General features: G+C 63.6%; 13 protein-coding genes and 1 tRNA gene. 4 read left to right on the top strand and 10 right to left on the bottom strand.

Going from position 1 to position 16,962, the window contains the following annotated elements:
* Positions 1 to 93 precede the first annotated feature (93 nt).
* Both AB0B20_RS25710 and AB0B20_RS25705 read right to left on the bottom strand, forming a co-directional pair.
* Complete coding sequence (locus AB0B20_RS25710; RefSeq protein ID WP_357474186.1) at positions 94 to 489, bottom strand: transcriptional regulator; 396 nt, start codon at positions 487 to 489, stop codon at positions 94 to 96.
* Positions 490 to 790: 301 nt separating this feature from the next.
* Positions 791 to 2,260 (bottom strand): hypothetical protein, encoded by a 1,470-nt coding sequence (locus AB0B20_RS25705; RefSeq protein ID WP_357474183.1) that lies wholly within the window; start codon positions 2,258 to 2,260, stop codon positions 791 to 793.
* Between the two features lie 194 nt (positions 2,261 to 2,454).
* Between AB0B20_RS25705 and AB0B20_RS25700 the strand changes: the two genes are divergently transcribed.
* Positions 2,455 to 2,913, top strand: coding sequence for a hypothetical protein (locus AB0B20_RS25700; RefSeq protein WP_357474227.1), 459 nt, complete (start codon positions 2,455 to 2,457; stop codon positions 2,911 to 2,913).
* Here AB0B20_RS25700 and AB0B20_RS25695 read toward each other — a convergent pair.
* From AB0B20_RS25695 to AB0B20_RS25685, 3 genes are all read right to left on the bottom strand, one after another.
* On the bottom strand, positions 2,897 to 3,673 hold the full coding sequence (locus AB0B20_RS25695; RefSeq protein WP_357474180.1) for a glycosyltransferase: 777 nt from the start codon (positions 3,671 to 3,673) through the stop codon (positions 2,897 to 2,899). The genes AB0B20_RS25700 and AB0B20_RS25695 overlap by 17 nt on opposite strands.
* Positions 3,661 to 4,482, bottom strand: a complete 822-nt coding sequence (locus tag AB0B20_RS25690) for a GntR family transcriptional regulator (protein ID WP_357474177.1) — start codon at positions 4,480 to 4,482, stop codon at positions 3,661 to 3,663. The genes AB0B20_RS25695 and AB0B20_RS25690 overlap by 13 nt, the downstream gene beginning before the upstream one ends.
* Positions 4,483 to 4,631: 149 nt before the next feature.
* The gene (locus AB0B20_RS25685) at positions 4,632 to 4,973 is read right to left on the bottom strand and encodes a precorrin-4 C11-methyltransferase (protein ID WP_357474174.1); all 342 of its coding nucleotides are present in this window, start codon (positions 4,971 to 4,973) and stop codon (positions 4,632 to 4,634) included.
* 878 nt (positions 4,974 to 5,851) lie between these two features.
* Between AB0B20_RS25685 and AB0B20_RS25680 the strand changes: the two genes are divergently transcribed.
* On the top strand, positions 5,852 to 6,274 hold the full coding sequence (locus tag AB0B20_RS25680; protein WP_357474171.1) for a GntR family transcriptional regulator: 423 nt from the start codon (positions 5,852 to 5,854) through the stop codon (positions 6,272 to 6,274).
* 421 nt (positions 6,275 to 6,695) lie between these two features.
* On the opposite strand, the gene AB0B20_RS25675 is transcribed toward AB0B20_RS25680, so the two are convergent.
* The 3 genes from AB0B20_RS25675 to AB0B20_RS25665 are packed head-to-tail and all read right to left on the bottom strand — an operon-like array spanning position 6,696 to position 12,585.
* On the bottom strand, positions 6,696 to 7,889 hold the full coding sequence (locus AB0B20_RS25675; protein ID WP_357474168.1) for a GIY-YIG nuclease family protein: 1,194 nt from the start codon (positions 7,887 to 7,889) through the stop codon (positions 6,696 to 6,698).
* Positions 7,886 to 9,871 (bottom strand): DEAD/DEAH box helicase, encoded by a 1,986-nt coding sequence (locus AB0B20_RS25670; RefSeq protein WP_357474165.1) that lies wholly within the window; start codon positions 9,869 to 9,871, stop codon positions 7,886 to 7,888. The genes AB0B20_RS25675 and AB0B20_RS25670 overlap by 4 nt, the downstream gene beginning before the upstream one ends.
* A complete protein-coding gene (locus AB0B20_RS25665; RefSeq protein WP_357474161.1) occupies positions 9,868 to 12,585 on the bottom strand; it encodes a DNA methyltransferase in 2,718 nt (905 codons plus the stop codon). The genes AB0B20_RS25670 and AB0B20_RS25665 overlap by 4 nt, the downstream gene beginning before the upstream one ends.
* Before the next feature lie 599 nt (positions 12,586 to 13,184).
* Here AB0B20_RS25665 and AB0B20_RS25660 point away from each other — a divergent pair.
* Positions 13,185 to 13,688 carry a hypothetical protein gene (locus AB0B20_RS25660; protein ID WP_357474157.1) on the top strand — a complete coding sequence of 168 codons (504 nt, stop codon included), beginning with the start codon at positions 13,185 to 13,187 and terminating at the stop codon, positions 13,686 to 13,688.
* Positions 13,689 to 14,501: 813 nt separating this feature from the next.
* On the opposite strand, the gene AB0B20_RS25655 is transcribed toward AB0B20_RS25660, so the two are convergent.
* Positions 14,502 to 14,585: transfer RNA gene (locus AB0B20_RS25655), tRNA-Tyr, on the bottom strand.
* A gap of 147 nt (positions 14,586 to 14,732) precedes the next feature.
* On the opposite strand from AB0B20_RS25655, the gene AB0B20_RS25650 reads away from it, so the two are divergent.
* The gene (locus AB0B20_RS25650) at positions 14,733 to 15,227 is read left to right on the top strand and encodes a YajQ family cyclic di-GMP-binding protein (protein ID WP_013473720.1); all 495 of its coding nucleotides are present in this window, start codon (positions 14,733 to 14,735) and stop codon (positions 15,225 to 15,227) included.
* A gap of 397 nt (positions 15,228 to 15,624) precedes the next feature.
* On the opposite strand, the gene AB0B20_RS25645 is transcribed toward AB0B20_RS25650, so the two are convergent.
* Entirely contained in the window at positions 15,625 to 16,884 is a 1,260-nt protein-coding gene (locus tag AB0B20_RS25645) for an MFS transporter (RefSeq protein ID WP_357383506.1), read from the bottom strand.
* Positions 16,885 to 16,962: the final 78 nt, after the last annotated feature.

Here is a 16,962-nt window from a genome sequence, read left to right as displayed (position 1 = left end):
ACGTCACTACCTCTCTCGACAGAGCAGGGGAAGAGACAGAGGGCGGGGCTGCCGTCCGCCAAGACCTGACAGCCCCGCCCCCACCTGATGCGGCTACGCCGCCGCCTTCGGGGTCACGCCCGCCGGAGCGCGCATACCGGTCGCCCGCAGCGAGTACGCCATCCGGTTGTTGTTGGTCACGTACGGCGTGACCGTCATGCCTTCGAACTCCACCGCCTCGAACGGGGCGCCCGTCGGCGGGACTGGCTGGTAGTCGGCGGAGATCTTGACCGTCGTCTCCCGGGACCGCTTGCCAAGCTCCGGGTCCAGGTCCATCACGCGGACCTGCCACACCCGCTGGCCGGTCAGCTTGTCCTTCGCCGGGCTACGCCGGCCCGTCTTCTCGTCGTAGTCCTCGACCTCACCCAGGGACTCGGGGACCAGGGCGCATCCCGCCGGGAACACGTCCTCGCAACGCACGGCGAACCTCGTACCGCCACGCAGAGCCATCGCTCAACCTCCAGGTTGTTGGCATGTCTGCCAAGTTGAGACTCCAAGGTAGACGGCACTTGGCAGACAAGCCAACAAGCGGCGGCGACCGTGCCGGACCTAAAACCGGCAATTGGCTCTAATCACTCGACCATCGCGACACCGTGTGCTGGTCAGGACACGCCGGAGCGCAGCGCGAAAAGCGCAGCGCAGCCGCAAGGCGATTAAGACGGAGCGAAGGAACAGCACAAGCAGGCGTAGCCCGGCATGCAGCCAGAGGTGCTAATGCGAGCCAGCAACTACAGCCAGACCCGCGCGCCTATCAGGGTTGCGAAGAAAACGGAATATTCAGCGCAATCATCAGGCCGTTGTGGATCCACCAGGGCCCAGACCGGTTGTAATCGTAAGTATTCCGGCGATGGTAGAACTGAACGTATCCGGCGTTCGGCCTGAAGTTGCCGATAGCGCCCTGCAAAAAGAGATACTCAGCAAGATCGTCAAGTGTAACCGAGTCTTGTATGCCTGCGGTTTCGATGGCGCTCTTGAGCGCCTCCCGCGTGAATTCCCTCCCAGGCATGGCTTGCAATACTTGTGGAAGCCGGTTGATTACCTGCTGATCAAGCAAGCCCGTCGCCTCCGAGAGAATCTCCGACAAGAGATGAGAGGAGGAGAAGTTGTCCGCAGCCGAACGAACCTGCGAACTCGACAAAGATCTACCAGGAGATGCCTTCTCCTTGAGTGCCCCGAACAGTAGATTCATATCCCGGGGCGTATACCTGGTGAAATCTAGCAAGTAGCGCAAGGTGGACTTAGGTCGCGCCGACGGTCCCAGCTCGACAAAGTCGGGCAACAAACTCAGCAGGTCATTTACCTCGACCTGAGCCTTGCGTGCAACGTAATCCCACAGCATGACATCCCTGGGGTCCCTGGCCTCAGCACCCCAGTCAATGTTGATACCACCATCAGCGGCAATCTTGGCCGAGTCGGCGAAGTTAATCCGCCGAAAAACGTCATTTCTGCACATAATTAGCAGAAAGATACTTCTATTCCCAGCGCGAAGCAGGCGCTGAGAGATCCAGTCGGAAGCTCGCACGAGTGCTGCAAGCGTTCGCCAGTACGACTCGTTGTCTCCGATTGCTTTATCGAGACCATCGATTGACAGAAGGTGCCTGTTACTCGTGACCGATGCAGCGGCCAAACGGATCACAGCGTCGCCCAACTGAGGAAGGCTCACTGAGTCCGTGTCCGCAGACTTCCATTCAGTCGAAGCGATCTTTGGAATACTGATCGTGGACTTGCGCTCTCTGATCCTACGCAGCACCTTCGGATAATCATCATCAGCCAGGCCCGCGCTCTTCAAATCCGCCAACAGTTTGAGAGCCTGTGGGTCTCGACTAAGATCACACGCCCCGTCTTGAATCAAAGATTCGAGCATGCGCACGCCAATGAATAGCTTCCATGCGGCATCAGTAAGGGCCGTGACCTCGCCGGAAACCAGCCTTTTCTCAAGCGAGTACAAAGGACTTTGCGAACGGTTCAGCTCGTCAAAGTCGACAAAATTTGTAAATACCGCATGCTCGCCGATTTCCCTCTTCCACTTTAGCGCCACATACTGAGCGGCAGCGCTTTTTCCGGATCCTTTCGGTCCGAGGATCAAGAAGGTCTCGTGATCCAACACGCGCCCTGGAAGGTTCCAGCGATCGAGATAGGTATTTACGAACCGATCGGGGTCATGCAGCACATCCCTCTCGGCGGAAGCCCGGCCAAAATATAGCCTGGTGATGTCGAGCATCCGAGACTCCTGTCGGTTCAGCAGAAGATTCAAGGCTAGCCAACTGATTTAGCTTTACTGACCTGCCAACAAACGGCGCGTCTACGCCAATCCGCTATATCGGATATTTACGCCAAGTTTTACACAAGCAACCAAGGGTACATATGCGTCAAACTGCCCGCAAGAACGAACACAGTGGGGTTACTGGCATGAGCATGGACCATGAAAGTAGGAGACACCCGGGGGTGGCGGTGGATCGTGCCCACAGCCGTCCGGACGGAATCGACGATAATACCGTCGAAGCTCTCGGAGAACTGAGCAAAGCGCTTGAGACGATTCACCGGGTACGAGGTCACCTGTACTCGGCGCACCAGCTCGTTGGCGGCGCGGATCTCACCCTTGATCGGGTGGTGAAGCTGCTCCGTGAGGCCGGGCACGACGACACGGCCGACCGGGTCGAGCACGAGCTGTTAGGCCGTAACCTGCTACCCGGCCGTTGGACGTTCCAGATCGTGGAAGAGTTCGACGACGGCTACTACGCGGCGTTCCAGGACATCGAGCGGGACGCCCGGGAGAAGCTAGCCGGCGGTCGGCGGCACATCTACGAGGCGGAGATGAAGGAACGGCGGCGTACCCACGGGATGCCGGGGCACGAGGCTACACCAGAGGAGTGAGCGGTAGACCGTTCGGCAGCATCGACGCCAGGGCGTTAGCTCTGGCCTCGATGATCCTCATCCGGGCCTGATACTCGGCCGGTTCCCGGTGTGCAGCCTGGCTGGTGACCTGGCCGGGCCACTTGCGGTAAAGCAGCCCGTACTCCCGCGTGAAGTAGCCGGCGCTGACGGCGTTGGCGGCGAGCAGTAGGCCCGTGTCCTCGGAGGCGGGAAGGGCCATCCAGCCGCCCAGGGCGAAGACGAGATCCCGCCGTAGACACAGGGTCGCCGGGTGCACCGATGCGCGGTAGTCGTTGGCTTGCCAGAACGACAGGACTGCGCCGCGGTCGACGACGCCGCCGGCTGGATCCTTGTCCCATCCGGCGGTCGACCCGTCGGGCAGCAGATCGAGTACCCGCGAGGTGGTCCAGCCGATCTGCGGGTGCGCGTCGAAGGCGGCGATGTCCCGAGCGAGCGCGCCGGGGGTCAACTGGTCGTCGGCGTCCAAGACCTTGATGAGTTGCCCGGCAAGTCGGGAAAGGGCGAGGGTGCGGGCAACACCGGGCCCGCCGGGGCGGCCGGTGCCGAGACTGATCCGGGGATCATCCGGCAGCACGTCGACCAGGGCGCCGGTCTGCCCGTCCTCTTGGACGAGCCATTGCCAGGCCCACCCGGTTGGCATGTCCTGCTTGGCCAACGACTCGTAGGCGCCAGCAAGGTGCTCGATGCTGGGCGCATGGACCGGAGTGATAACCGAGACGAGCTGCGTCAAGTTTTCCACCGCTGGAGCTTGTGGGAGTAGACAAGCTCAGTCCGGTCGCCCGGCATCACCACGTCGGCAACCTCGACGACCCGGCCCGTGGTGTCGACCGAGGTCTTCCGGACGGTGAGCACGGAGACGCCCGGGTCGATGTCCAGCAGTTCGGCCTCGTCCGGCGACGGCGGACGCGCGCGGATCTCGTCGTCGATCCGGTCCAGCTCGATGCCGAGCGTGTAGAGCTGGTGCTGGGTGCCGCCCGGCCATGGCTCCTTGCTCTCGTCGAGCAGGTCCGGGTTCGCGGCCACCAGGTCGTACGGCAGGTAGGAGTACGACACGGTTAGCGGTGCGCTCTCGTGGCGGGAGGAAGTCCAGTAGACCCGGCGCAGCAGTGGCGTGCCCGGGTCGACCTGCAAGGCCGCCGCCATCTCCGCATCCGCCTCCACCCGGGAGTACTCCGCATGAAACTTCAGGTCATCGACGGTCAGGCCGGTGTCGTGCTCGGTAGCGCCGGTCTTCAACCGCTCGGTTTCGTCGAGTAGGACCCGGTCCTTCTCCCACTGGTACCGCTCGCTGTTGCGACGGCGTACCCGCTGCCGAGGCGCCCGGACGTAGGTTCCGCGCCCCTGCTCGGCCCGGACCAGGCCCCATTCCCGGAGCTGCCGGATGGCATTGCGGACGCTGGTACGGGAGAGGCCCGACGACTCGGCCAGCTCGGTCTCACTGGGCATGAGGGTGCCCGGGGCCATCTCTCCGGCCATGATCTTTACCCGCAACTCCTCCGCGAGTTGCAGGTAACGAGGGCGCCAGTCCCGGCCATGCACACCGGTCACCGTACCCCCTAGACGTTCCAACGTCTGCCAGGTGGTCCCGCCCGAAGGCCGCTCGGGAACGGGAGGGACCGCTACCGCTGCTCGCGGGGGCTGCCCACGACGAGGGCCAGGAGTACGGGGAACGGCGACGCCCCGACGGCTGCCGGAATTCAACCCGTCTCCCCCGTCCGATGGCCCTGACTGGCCGGTGCTCGCATCACGTCACGGGCGCGTGTCAGCTCGTCGATCAGCCGGTCGAGCTGCACCGCCGAGAGAAGCACAGTTTGCGTCGCGCCGTAGCGGGTTGCGTCGAGCTTGACGGCCAAGTCCCGACGCGCGAACCGGTCGATGAGTAGCTGAAGGCTGACCCAGCCGGTTCGCTCCCGGCCAATGGTGGCGATGAAGCCGCGATGCATCGGGTCGTTCGGTCCGCAGCCTCGGCACCATCCCGGACAGACGGCCGACGTGGCCGACGTCGGGACGCTTTCGGCCATGGGCTGGCCCTCACTCATCGTCCGCTCCCTGGTCGCCGCTGGCCTGCCTCAACAGGCCGCGGAAGTGTTCGACCAGTTGGGCCACCTGGGGTAGCGACAACTCCGCCCAACCGTTCCCCGCCCGGCACGTCGAATGCACGGCGACCAACGGCTCCAGGGCGTCAGCACCGATGAGGTAGGTCGCGACGGCTCCGCTCCACCGGATGTCACCAACCCGGAGCATCGGTCCTCGGTGACGCCGGGCCATGTGCGCCATTACTGGCGGGACCAGGTGGCCGCAGCGATCCGGCGCACACCAGTCCGGGTGGCTCGTGATCTCGGCCGGCTTGTTCGTCCGCCTCATCGCGGCCACCGCCCACCATTGCCCCGATAGGACTGCGCCAGCGTCATCAGCGGCGCGTACCGCAGCGTGGGCAACTCCCGCGTCGGCCCCGCAGACCACCAGTACGTCGGCGCGGCATTGGACGGCACGCGCCGAGTCGGCAAGGCGTTGCTGTCGGCGGCCGGAGCCAGCGGACGCTTCCGGGACCACCAGGACGAGAACCAACGGCGTCGACGATGAGAGCCGGACATCGCACCTCCACAGGTAGGCGGGGACCGGTGGCCAGCCACGGGGGAATGCAGCCGGCCACCGGCCCGGATGAAGGCACGGCGCACCGTCCGACACAGACGGGTCGGGTATCGCCGAGCCAACTTGTACGCGCGGCTACCGCAACCGGTCCGACAGGACGCCGCGCATGAGGTGCGACCAGGGCCGGCGCGGCACCACCCCTGATACGAGCCGTCACCCTGGCCGCACACAGAGAAACGTACCTACAAGTGGACGTGTTGTCTATACGTCGAAACATGTCGCTGGGTCGGCACTTGGTAAGACAAGTGCCAGGTACGGTGAACAGGTGCCCACCCCGCACTACGGCCAGCCCCGCTACCGCGCCATCGCCGAAGAGCTGAAACAGCGCGTCGAGAGCGGCGCCATCCCGCCCGGGGCTCTTCTGCCAACTGAGAGTGCACTCACCGCTGAGTTCCGGGCAGCGCGCGGCACGGTGCGGCAGGCGATCGCCGCGTTACGCGAAGCAGGATTGGTGGCCACCGAACACGGTCGCGGCACCTACGCAACCCCCCGGCAACACGAGCGCAGGCTAGACGAAGATCCCGAGACGGAGACGAAACAGCGCCAAATCGTCGCCGACGAGGAGCTTGCAGCCCTCTTCGCTGTCGAGGTGGGCGTCGCCATGGTTGAACAACAGAGCCTCATCCGAACCAATGGAGCCGTCCGAGCAGTCGTCAGAACCTACCGATTGCTTCCGACAGAGGGATAGAGCAGTTGCACTTTCGGTACGCCCTCAAAGCGAACGGATTGGCCACTCGCGCCGCCGCCTGGGCGCGTCTGCCCTCGTCCCGCAGCCGGTCGGGCCAGCCACGTCAGACGCCGCCGGCTGGCGTGAGACGCAGGAAGCCGAGGGGCCACGAAGCGATAGCAACAGGGCGTGCCAAGCCGCCCCTCCTCGGTCAAGGGTGCTTCGCATCGCTACGCGGGGGTCCTGCGAAGCGCCCTTGATCGAGGAGCCTCTGCGGCCCTTTGGACCGGCGTCAACCGGCCGGCCACAGCCTGCTCGTGGGGTTGCGCGCCGCCCACCGCTCCCGACCTAGTCGATGTCAGGCCGGAAGGAGGGGGGATGGTGACCTCGACAACCGAGCCTCGTCTTAGCGGCGGTCCCATCGTTGCCTGTGCTTCCCAACCTATTGGCCATGCTTGACAAGCTTCTGTGTCTGCGGATCGTAAACGTAGCTGACGATGTCTCCGGAGATGATCAGGTTGATCGCTTGGTCGATCACCCCCCGTGGGACAACGAACCACTCTGACGGGTCGTAGTCGCGGCCCTTCGCGTCGACCTGGGTGAGGTCAAGCTGCGCTTTAGCGAAGACCCGATGCAGGAGGTTCTCCAGCGCGGACGCCTTCAGGTTGTACGTGCGGTAGCTCGCCAGCACGTCGACCGCGGCCATTAGGTACGTCGCCGACCTCTCCGCGTTTTTGACCCGCTTCTCGACCGAGCCTCGCGTGAAGCCGATTTTGTGCAGGTTCTTGATGGCAGCAATCTGAGGGTCCTCGCTACGCGATCGCAACACGTAGATGTAGCCGCTCATCTCGTCATCAGCGAGGATTTCGGGCACCCCACCCTCAACGACGATCTGACCGTCCTCATCGCTCAGCCTAATGGCTAGGGACTGCCGGTACATCGACGACTCCGTGCCGTTCTCAAAAATGCACCGGAGCCGCTCGCGCTTGTACTCACGCACGGCCGTCTTTTTGTACTCCGTCTCGCCGACCTCAGCTACAAACAGCATGATTCCATTGAGGACGAAGAATGTTCCGGGAACGATGTGAGTCATGCCGGGGTACGGCAGGAGCTTGCTTGCTCCAGCTCGAAGCTCGGCATGCTTCTGCTTAAAGAGCGGCTCAAACTGCTCGAAGTCCTCAGCCTTTTCCCGACGCGCAGCATCCCCGGAGTCATGCACCTGGCGACGTATCGGCAGGTCGGAGACGTCCAGCAGCCCGAACTCGTCGCCGAGTAGGTCTAGATCGCCGCCTTCCAGTAAGTCATCGAGAGACGTCGGCGCGTCGGGTGTCTCGAGGAGGCCAAACTCGTCGAGCGGCTTTAGGGTTGCGATCTTGTAGTCAGACGCAAGAATCCCATCCAGGCGCGCACCGAGCTTGCGTTCGGCGACGTCCCGGGTCGTCGAGCTGGGAACTCGCCCGTGAGTACGGCGAAACGCCACGACCTCCAGAAACGCTCGCTCAAGACGATCTGCCGAAGATGTCTTGGTTGGCTTCTCGGACGCATTCAACAGACCATCGAAGTCGGAGTCAAAGATCGCCTCGATGCTGGTCGGGAGCACCGCATCGACCTCTCCGTTGTCCGCGCTACTGCTCATGACTCGTCTGCCATCCGTGTCGCTCGCGCGACCGCATCGCGTTCCTGCTTCTTCCGCTGCAGAAATAGCAGCACTTCGGCGTACCGCTTCTCGATCGGCTCGTCGGAGCGCACGTTCGGCTTGCGACCGTTGACCTTCACCCACTGCTGGATTTTCGGCCACGCCGTTAAAGCTTCCTCTTCGGTGACCTCGACACGGGTCGCTGTGATCGCGTCGGAGATGATCCGCAGCACCGACGGCGTGACTGACTTGGAGATGACCTCGAAGGCCCGCTGGAACGGGTTGACCGAGTCGATGAGGTTGATGTTAACGTCGTCGATGTTGACGAACTTCTCGGACATCTTGATGAACCGCTTGTCGCCGACCTCGCGGACCTCGCCGTTCTTGATGACCGAATCCACGACGACCTGCTGGCGCAACTCCTCGACCTGCGAGTCGTCTAGATCGGGGTAGCGTTCCCGGATGATCTTCGGGATCAGCACCTTGTTCGTCGTCTGCGGGTCCACCGAGCCTGCGGCAGCTTTTGCGAAAGTATCATCCTGCAGGATCGTGGCCTTAAGGTCATTGAGGTCGGTCTCGACGATCTGCTTCACCCGCTCAGTGCTGGGCTCCTTAAACCCCTTGATCTTGATGACCCCCGGCGGGGCCGGCTCGTCGTCGCCGGTGCGCTTGGTCTTGAACTCGAAGTTCTGGGCCAGCACCTGCTCCATTAGCAGCGACGCGGTGATGGCCTTGAGCATATTGTTCACCGACACCTTCACCTCGCTCTGGGAGGCATCAGGCTCAGCGATCAGGTTCGTGAACTGGGCGTGATCCTTACCGGGCGAGTCGCGGGTAACACGGCCGATGATTTGGATGACCTCTGTCAACGAGGCCCGGTAGCCGACGGTAAGGGCGTGCTCGGCGAACGGCCAGTCGAAGCCCTCCTTCGCCATCCCGAGCGCGAGGATTACGTCCACAGCAGCTCGTTCCTTCGAAGCGACTGTGGAGAGGTAGTGCAAGGTGTCGGCACGCTTCTTTTGATCCGTGTCATCCACGAGGTCAGCCAGGCGCAGGGTAGCGCCGGTGTCGGACCGACGGATGCTGATGATGCCGGTCTCGGGGTCGGTGGACTCGACGTGACCGATCGAGTCGATGATGAACCCGACCTCTTCGATCTTGTCCTTCGTCGACTCGCCAGAGTTCACGTTCGGGATGTGGATGATTGTCTTCTTGTCAAGGTCGAAGACCTCGCCGATCGCGTCGGTGTAGCGGCCCTGGTAGAAGTGATGGCCAATACCGAGTGAGTGCAGGTGCTCGTAGCCGTTGAGCTGATCGTAATAGTTGAACGTAACCGGCGTGAATTTGGCTTCGTCCTCGGCGGACAGCACGGGGACCGAGTCCCCGCGGAAGTACGAACCCGTCATCGCGACGATGTGAACGTCCGATCCATTCATGACCTCGTGCAGCAGCGAACCGAGGCGGCTGGCCTCAGTGTCGGCGGAGACGTGGTGAAACTCGTCGATGGCTAGCAAAGTGCCGTTGAACGCATCGGGTGCGAGCTTCTCGAACGCGAAGCGCAGCGTCGCATGGGTGCAGATCAGCACCGGATCCGGGCCGTTCAGGAAGTCGATGAACGCGCCGACCTTGCCCTGTGAGGAGCCAGGGTCGCAGAGGTTGTGCTTCGGCTTGACCTCCCAGTCCGCAAAAAACCCGGACTTGGTGAGACTTGTCGAAGCGAACGACGCGCCGATCGACCGCTCCGGCACCGCCACAATCGCCTTCCTACGGCCCTGATTGTACAGCTTGTCGAGGGCCACGAACATCAGTGCACGTGACTTACCCGAGGCTGGCGGGGCCTTTACCAGCAGATGCTGGGCATGGCGCTTGGCGAAGACGCGCTGCTGCATCTCGCGCATGCCCATCGCGTCGGTATTGACCGATCCGCCGGTGCGGGCGTACGTGACATCGACGATATTGGCCGGCCTCGTGACTGGGCTCACTTACGCGTACTCCTCGCCTTTTTCGCCGGGGCCTTCGCGGCCTCCTCGGCGGTCATCGCCTCATACATAGCGAATAGGTCCGACAACCGCTGCTCATCCGTCTCGTATCCCCGCTTGGAGTAGATCGAATCAACCAGTGTGTCTACTTCAGCGTGCGCGGCCTGGAGGTCAGCAGGCATGTTGTCGGGGTCGTACAGCTCCGCCAGCGTCCTCTCACAGTGGTACTCGCGGACATCGAGAACCCGCAACGCCGCCACCGTGAGCGATTCTTTCACTGCACTCGACAGGGGCGGGACGGGGAAGTTATTGTAGACGATTGTGTTCGAATAATTGAAGTTGATTCTCCTTCTCCCAGCCACCGCATTTACCCACGCCATATGCATCTGCGATGTCAGGAGCGCGAACAGCCAGGGGCCCGCCCCATAGATTGCGAATCCCGTATTGGAGATCAAGGTTTCCGGACCCAGGTATCCAATAGGGATGTACTTTCGAAGTCCAGAAGAGTTGCTTGGAACAATAATCGACTCAGTTGGCTGATAGCGAACTTCACCGAAGCGGTACGGAGTGCCAGCAAGTTTTTGAGTTGCCAATCGGTCACTTCGCTGGCGATGATCCCTGACTCGCTCGACTCGCTCCGCTATGGGCGCGATGCTGAGGGCGTCGCTCAGCGACGACGGTTCAATCCATAGGGCGTACCGGTCCACCCCGCCGATGAATTCGTTGGCGCCCAGGAAGCGCTTGATGAACGCCTCGGCCTCGGGGTTCGAGTCAATGAGCCGCCCACGGTCGGCATGAGTAAGCAGCAGCGCTCCGCCGTCGTTAGGCATGCTTCCGAAAGACATAGCGGGGAGGTTGGAGAGTGGCGTCCTCCGAGCCATAATGAATACATTTCCACCCTCGGCCAGATATCCATTGATGTTGGATGCAATAATCTGCAGGCCGTCGTCAAACAGATACTTCGGCTCGCGACTAGCGTTTCGCAACCCAATAACGGCGACGGTCACGTCGGCATTCTTCCGCGCGTTGTTATCCCACTGAAATCCTGGGTACGCGAACCCAATCTCAAGGCCCTTGTCAAAGATCATCGGGAACATCAGTCCCACGTGCTCACCTTGGGCAACCGTTTTCGTGGTAACGAAAGCTAACCTGGCGCGGGTGCCTTCGATGTAGTCGGCGCCCTTGACAAACCACAGCGCGATGTAGTTGAGGTTCTTCGAGTGCGCACGCTCCCCGAAGACGAAGGCGTAATCTGCCTTCTGGTCCACCGTCTGTCGCTTTGATCCAGAGTAGGGAGGATTGCCGATGAGGAAGATTTCCTCGTCGCCACCGTTAGGACACACCGACCGCCAGTCGACACGTGCCGCGTTTCCTTGTCGAATTTGGCCCGTCTCTTTGAGAGGGATCAGCGGAATCGAGAGGTTGAACTTCTCCTTAAATTCCGCATTCATCTGGTGTTTAGCGATCCAGAGTGAGAGGATCGCCACCTCCGCGGCGAAGTCGTCGAGCTCAATGCCGTAAAAGTTCTCGATATTGATTCTCGATTGAGCGAACAGCACCTGGTGCCTGGGGTCGAGTTCGGCAAGGCGCTCCAAGATCGCATGCTCGAGACGGCGCAGCTCCTTATAGGCGATGACGAGGAAGTTGCCCGACCCGCAGGCGGGGTCGAACACCTTGATCGCGCTGATCCGCTCCAGCAGGGCCTTGAGCCTGCGGATAGAGTCGAAGCCGGCGTCGAGCTGCTCTCGGAGGTCATCGAGGAAAAGCGGCTCGATAGTCTTGAGGATGTTTGGAACCGAGGTGTAGTGCTGCCCGAGATCGCTGCGCTCCTCGGGGTTGACGACCGCCTGGAACATGGACCCGAAGATGTCCGGGTTAATCTCGCTCCAGTTTAACGTTCCCAACGCGATAAGCAGGTCACGGGCGGCCTTACTGAAGGTGGGTACGGAATAACCGGAGCCCATCGTGAACAGTCGGCCGTTAACATAAGGGAACGAAGCCAGGTACCTCGGCTTGCCAGCGGCGCCCTCGGTGTCCAAGGCGTCAAACAGCGCGGACAAAAAATCGCCTACATCCGACCCGTCGGCCTGGGTGTGGGAAGCGACCGCGTTGGTGAACTGACTCTCGGCGAAGATCCCAGTATCTTCGGCGAAGAAGCAAAACAGTAAACGCGCGAAAAACACGTTTAACGTGTGACGCCCGTGGGTTTCATCCATCAACCCGGGATTGGCAATGAGAAGCTCATCGAAAAGCTTGCCCATTCGCTCGGCCGCCTTGACGTCCGCGTGAGCCTCAGCGACGTATTGGGCCTTCTCCATGCCCGCCCAAGGCAGGAAGAACGTGAAGTGCTGATCGATATCACGGATCGGAATCATCAGATTCTCGCCAGTCTTGGTGTCGACGGCGAGCATCTCCTTGTAATCGGTGACGATCACGAAGCGGGTGCGGTATCTCACCACGGACGGCGAGGTCTTCAGCTTGTCGATGACCGCAAGAGGATCGCCGGTCGTCTCCTTGAAATAGACGACATTCTTCTGCGCGACCTCGGTCGCTTCGTCGGCCGCGACGCTGAGGGATCCGTTGCGAAGACGGGTGACGTTGCCCAGGGGTTTTCCGTAAGCGAGTAGCAGATCAAAGATGAACTCGCGATCATACGACTCCCGGCCCCCGAGAAGAGCGACGCGCTTCTCGACGGCCTTCAGATTAAGCCTCGCCATAGCAAATCCTCTTTCGCGAACAACATCATCGTAGCCGCCGGCTGAGGCTCACCCTCGGAACGAGGACCGCCCGCTGGCGGCGTCGATCCACAGGGTGAGTCTGTAGGAGCGACAACCCAGGGCGTCGGCAAGACAAGGAGGATGCAGCGCCGTGCCGTGCCCCAGCTGTGAGGCTGATGACCCGGGCGGCGTGGATCGTCATGGTGCCGATAGACGCAGTGCATTCAGCGGGTTGAGGTCGGTGGGCAGACCGCAGTCGGTGATCAGGGCTGAGGAGACACCGAGCAGTGTACGGGTCTTGGGGTCGAGCGTTGGCGTCCGGTGGACCCAGCTGGCCGACCATCGCATGACGGTTCACGACGTGGCCGGGATTGCTGTCTAGAAGGCAACGATGATGGACGAGACGAGCCGTCACGCGGCAGGCAGTAGAGCCGACCAGACGGCGTCGCTGTCGGCAGCTTGCAAGTGCCCGACTATCGCCAAGGGGAACGAGCTTTGAGGATCAAAATGCCCGGCTTGTCGTACTGCAACTGGTTTGCCCGAACATCGCTACGGAGGGGCACAAAGATGCAGCGTTGGCATGGCGGTAGATTCACTTCGTGAGCCGGTCGTACCTGTTGATCCTAGGAGAACGCGACGCGATCGCATGGGTGCTGCGAGAGCAACGGATGGCCTTTCCAGGCACACCGCGCGCGGAGATTGGCGCGTTGGCTGTCGGTGATCGTCTGTTCCTATACGCCACACGCAGCGCTTGGCACAACCCGACCCGCGACCGCGGGCGGATCTTCGGCTGGGCAACGGCACAATCAGCTGTACGTGAACTGGACCAGCCAGTTGAGATTGCCGGCCGCGAGTTCGTCTCCGGATGCACGCTTCAGATTGAGGGGCTCGCCCCGTATCCCGGCGGCGTCGAACTTCAGCCCATGATCGAGCAACTGGATGCCTTTCCGAAGCGGAACGCATGGTCGGTCTATCTTCGGCGCGCCTTGGTAGTGCTTCCCGCGGCGGACGCTAGGCTGATTGGCCGGCGGCTACGACCGCTGCTACAGAGACACGAGGACGCCAGACTGACCTATCCTGGCGCTGTCGCCTATCCGACCTAACGGTCATTTGTGCAGTATCGGCACGCCCGGGTTACCCCTGCCGGTCGATAGGTTGCCGATATCGAGGGCGCGACCAGCAGCGAAGGTGCGACCTCTGCGGCTGGTAGGGCTAACTACGCGCAGTTGACCCACGCCAGCCGCACCGTGAAAGACTTGAAGTACAGCAACCGACTGGACCGCTACCCCACTCATTGAGTCGAATGATGTGGCTGGCCCTTGTTTTGGAGCTGATCCGGAGGGCGCAGAGTTTGTAAGCGAGAAGTTTCTTTCACTCCCGCCTATCGCCCGCGCGCTGCTGCCGATTTCCTCTGTTCTGGATCAAGGCGCCGCGCTTCGCGCGGCGCGGGACGGTAACCCGGCCGGCGGCAAGCCGCCCCGGCTGCCTTCGGCGCCGGGGCGGAGAGCCACCGACTGCCGCCGGACCGCCGCCCCAAGTCTGTTGATGCGGCCGGCGGCACGATCACGGCCAGGCGGTACGGAAGCCGAACCGGTCGGCCTCGTCGACGATCAGGGCTTCCGGCTGCCGCGCCAGTCCAACCCCGGGACTGGCTTGCCGCCGATCGCTCTCCCGCAGCCGGCGACACCTCACCGCGGACCCCTCAGCCGCTCGCTACACACACGGGCTCCGCCAGGCCGGACCAGGCCACGAACCCCAGCGTTCGCAGCCCCAGAAGAGCCCTCAGCGAGCAAGATCGACCTGCCCACCATCTGCCCACAACCAGTCGTTAACGGCTGGACTCAGTCGGACTCGGCCGGACGAACGACAACGGCCCCCGATCAGCATCTCTGCTGGTCAGGGGCCGTCTCTGCACCTGGTGGCGGGTAGAGGATTCGAACCTCTGTAGCTTTCGCGACGGATTTACAGTCCGCTCCCATTGGCCGCTCGGGCAACCCGCCAGGGCACACCACCGCGTCGCAACGCGGCAGCGGAAGCAAGGATAGCGGTTGCCCCCGGCACCACCGCAACCGGGTACCGTCAGGAGGTCCCACGCTGGTCAGTGCGGGACGGACCAGGACAGACCGCCGGACAGCAGGAGCATGAGCATGGCAGCGAACCCGTCGTTCGACATCGTGAGCAAGGTCGACCGGCAGGAGGTCGACAACGCCGTCCGCCAGTCGGAGAAGGAGCTCTCGACGCGGTTCGACTTCCGCGGCACCGGCGCCGAGATCTCCTGGTCGGGTGAGGAGGCGATCAGCCTCCAGGCGGAGACCGAGGAACGGGTCCGGGCCGCACTGGACGTCTTCAAGGAGAAGCTGGTCAAGCGGAACATCTCCCTGAAGTCGCTCGACGCGGGCGAGCCCCGGCAGTCGGGCAAGATCTTCAAGATCGACGCCAAGGTGGTGCAGGGCATCGACTCGGACAAGGCCAAGGCGATCAGCAAGAAGATCCGCGACGAGGGCCCGAAGGGCGTGCAGGCGCAGATCCAGGGCGACCAGCTCCGCGTCACCGGCAAGAAGAAGGACGACCTCCAGGCCGTCATCGCGCTGCTCAAGGGCGAGGACTTCGGGCTGGCGCTTCAGTTCACCAACTACCGGTAAGCACGACCGCCGCCGGTCGATCGAGTGGTGGCAGGTGACCGCATCGGTCCCCTGCCACACGTACGGTCCGGACCGGTGCGGGATGTGAGGGCCGGGAGCGGCAGTCGTCGCTTCCGGCCCTTTCTGCCTTCAGGCGACTTCCTTGGGGTACGGGCCGGGTGTGCGGTCGGGTGGGAGCCATGGCTCTCGCGATGTTCCTCCCCTATCGACCGGTGCTCCGCCAACCGTGCTTCGCCGGCTTCTGCCGGGGCTCGCGGCCTCCGCTCTCGGTGACGTGGCTGGCAGTACCGCTGGGCACGATGCTCGGCGGCCAGGCGGGCCCGCACGACCAGCCCGGCCGGGCGGGCGCGCCGGGTGATCGGGTACGGCCCCGGAGCGCTCTGCGACGGGTGAGCGGTCAGGCGACGAGCGTCTGCTCGGCGCGTACCGCTGTGGCCTCGGCCCGGGCGATCGGGCCGCCGGGCAGCGCGGCGACCGCGGCCCCGACGGCGACCGCCACCCCGGCGAAGACGAACGCCCAGGAGACGCCGCCGGCGTGGTCGATGATGAGACCCGCGATCGAGCCGCCGGCGGCGCTCGCCGCGATCGACATGGTGACCACCCAGGTGTACGCCTCGTTCAGCATGCCCGCCGGGGTGATCCGCCCGACGAGCGTGTTCTCCAGGGTGAGCGCGGGGGCGATGGCCGCGCCGCCGAGCACCAGCGCGACGCCGAGCGCGGCCGGGCCGGGCATCACCGCGAAGACGGCGAAGCTGGCCGCGACGGTGCCGAGCAGCCAGGCGAACTGGCGGGTCATGTTGGCGGCGGGCTTGCGTACGCCGAACCAGAAACCACCGATGGCGCTGCCGACGCCCCAGACGGCGAGCAGCACGCCGGCCAGGCTCTCCGGGTCGTCGGCGCCGGAGTTCCCGGCGAAGGCCGGGACGATGACGCCGGAGGCGCCGAACGCGATGCCGAGGCTGGCCACGCAGAGCAGCAGCGCGGGGAAGCCGCCGAGGCGCAGCGGGCCGAGGCCCCGGGCGTGGTGCTCGCGCGGGTGCGGGCGCCAGCCGCGCATGACCCGGCCGAGCGCGACGGCGCCGGTGCCGACCAGGGTGACCACGGCGGCGCCGACGAGCGCGGCGGAGGCGTCGGCGAACAGCACGAAGCCCGCCACCAGCAGCGGGCCGATCACGAAGACGACCTCGAAGAGGGTGGTCTCGGCGGCGAGCGCGGTGTTGCGCAGCTGCGCCCGGCCGGTGGCGGGTGCGGTGAGGTCGTTCCAGGCGCCCCGGATCGCGGCGGTGAGCGGCGGGTACGTGGCTCCGGCGAGGCCCGCTGCCAGGTAGATCAGCGCGAGGTTGCCGCTGTCGGAGCGGGTGGCGGTGAGCAGCCAGATCAGCGCGAACGGGTGGGCCAGCGCGGTGGCCAGCAGGACGGGGGTGGGTCCGACCCGGTCGGCGATCCGGCCGGCGACCGGGCTGAGCGCGGCGCCGGAGAGCGCGTAGATGCCCCCGGCGACGGCGGCCAGGGAGTACCGGCCGGTGACCTGCTCGACGACGAGCAGCAGCGCCAGCGGGGTCATGCCGATCCCGAGCCGCCCGATGATGCCGAGGACCAGCAGCATCGGAGCGCCGGGGATCCGCCAGACGCCCTGGTACTGGCGCAGTGCGGCCACTGTCAGACCTCCAGGAGGGTAATGAGTGGGAGACGTTTCGACCCTAACGGCGCGGCATGACCGGGGGAAACGCATTGT

The sequence above is a fragment of the Micromonospora sp. NPDC049151 genome (assembly GCF_040648395.1).
Classification (GTDB): domain Bacteria; phylum Actinomycetota; class Actinomycetes; order Mycobacteriales; family Micromonosporaceae; genus Micromonospora.
This window is presented reverse-complemented; position numbering and strand designations above follow the sequence as displayed.

What these genes read in the sequence shown, in the direction of transcription:
- AB0B20_RS25710 (WP_357474186.1), bottom strand. Translation starts at nt 489, where the DNA reads ATGGCTCTGCGTGGCGGTACGAGGTTCGCCGTGCGTTGCGAGGACGTG.
- AB0B20_RS25705 (WP_357474183.1), bottom strand. Translation starts at nt 2,260, where the DNA reads ATGCTCGACATCACCAGGCTATATTTTGGCCGGGCTTCCGCCGAGAGG.
- AB0B20_RS25700 (WP_357474227.1), top strand. Translation starts at nt 2,455, where the DNA reads ATGGACCATGAAAGTAGGAGACACCCGGGGGTGGCGGTGGATCGTGCC.
- AB0B20_RS25685 (WP_357474174.1), bottom strand. Translation starts at nt 4,973, where the DNA reads ATGAGTGAGGGCCAGCCCATGGCCGAAAGCGTCCCGACGTCGGCCACG.
- AB0B20_RS25675 (WP_357474168.1), bottom strand. Translation starts at nt 7,889, where the DNA reads ATGAGCAGTAGCGCGGACAACGGAGAGGTCGATGCGGTGCTCCCGACC.
- AB0B20_RS25665 (WP_357474161.1), bottom strand. Translation starts at nt 12,585, where the DNA reads ATGGCGAGGCTTAATCTGAAGGCCGTCGAGAAGCGCGTCGCTCTTCTC.
- AB0B20_RS25650 (WP_013473720.1), top strand. Translation starts at nt 14,733, where the DNA reads ATGGCAGCGAACCCGTCGTTCGACATCGTGAGCAAGGTCGACCGGCAG.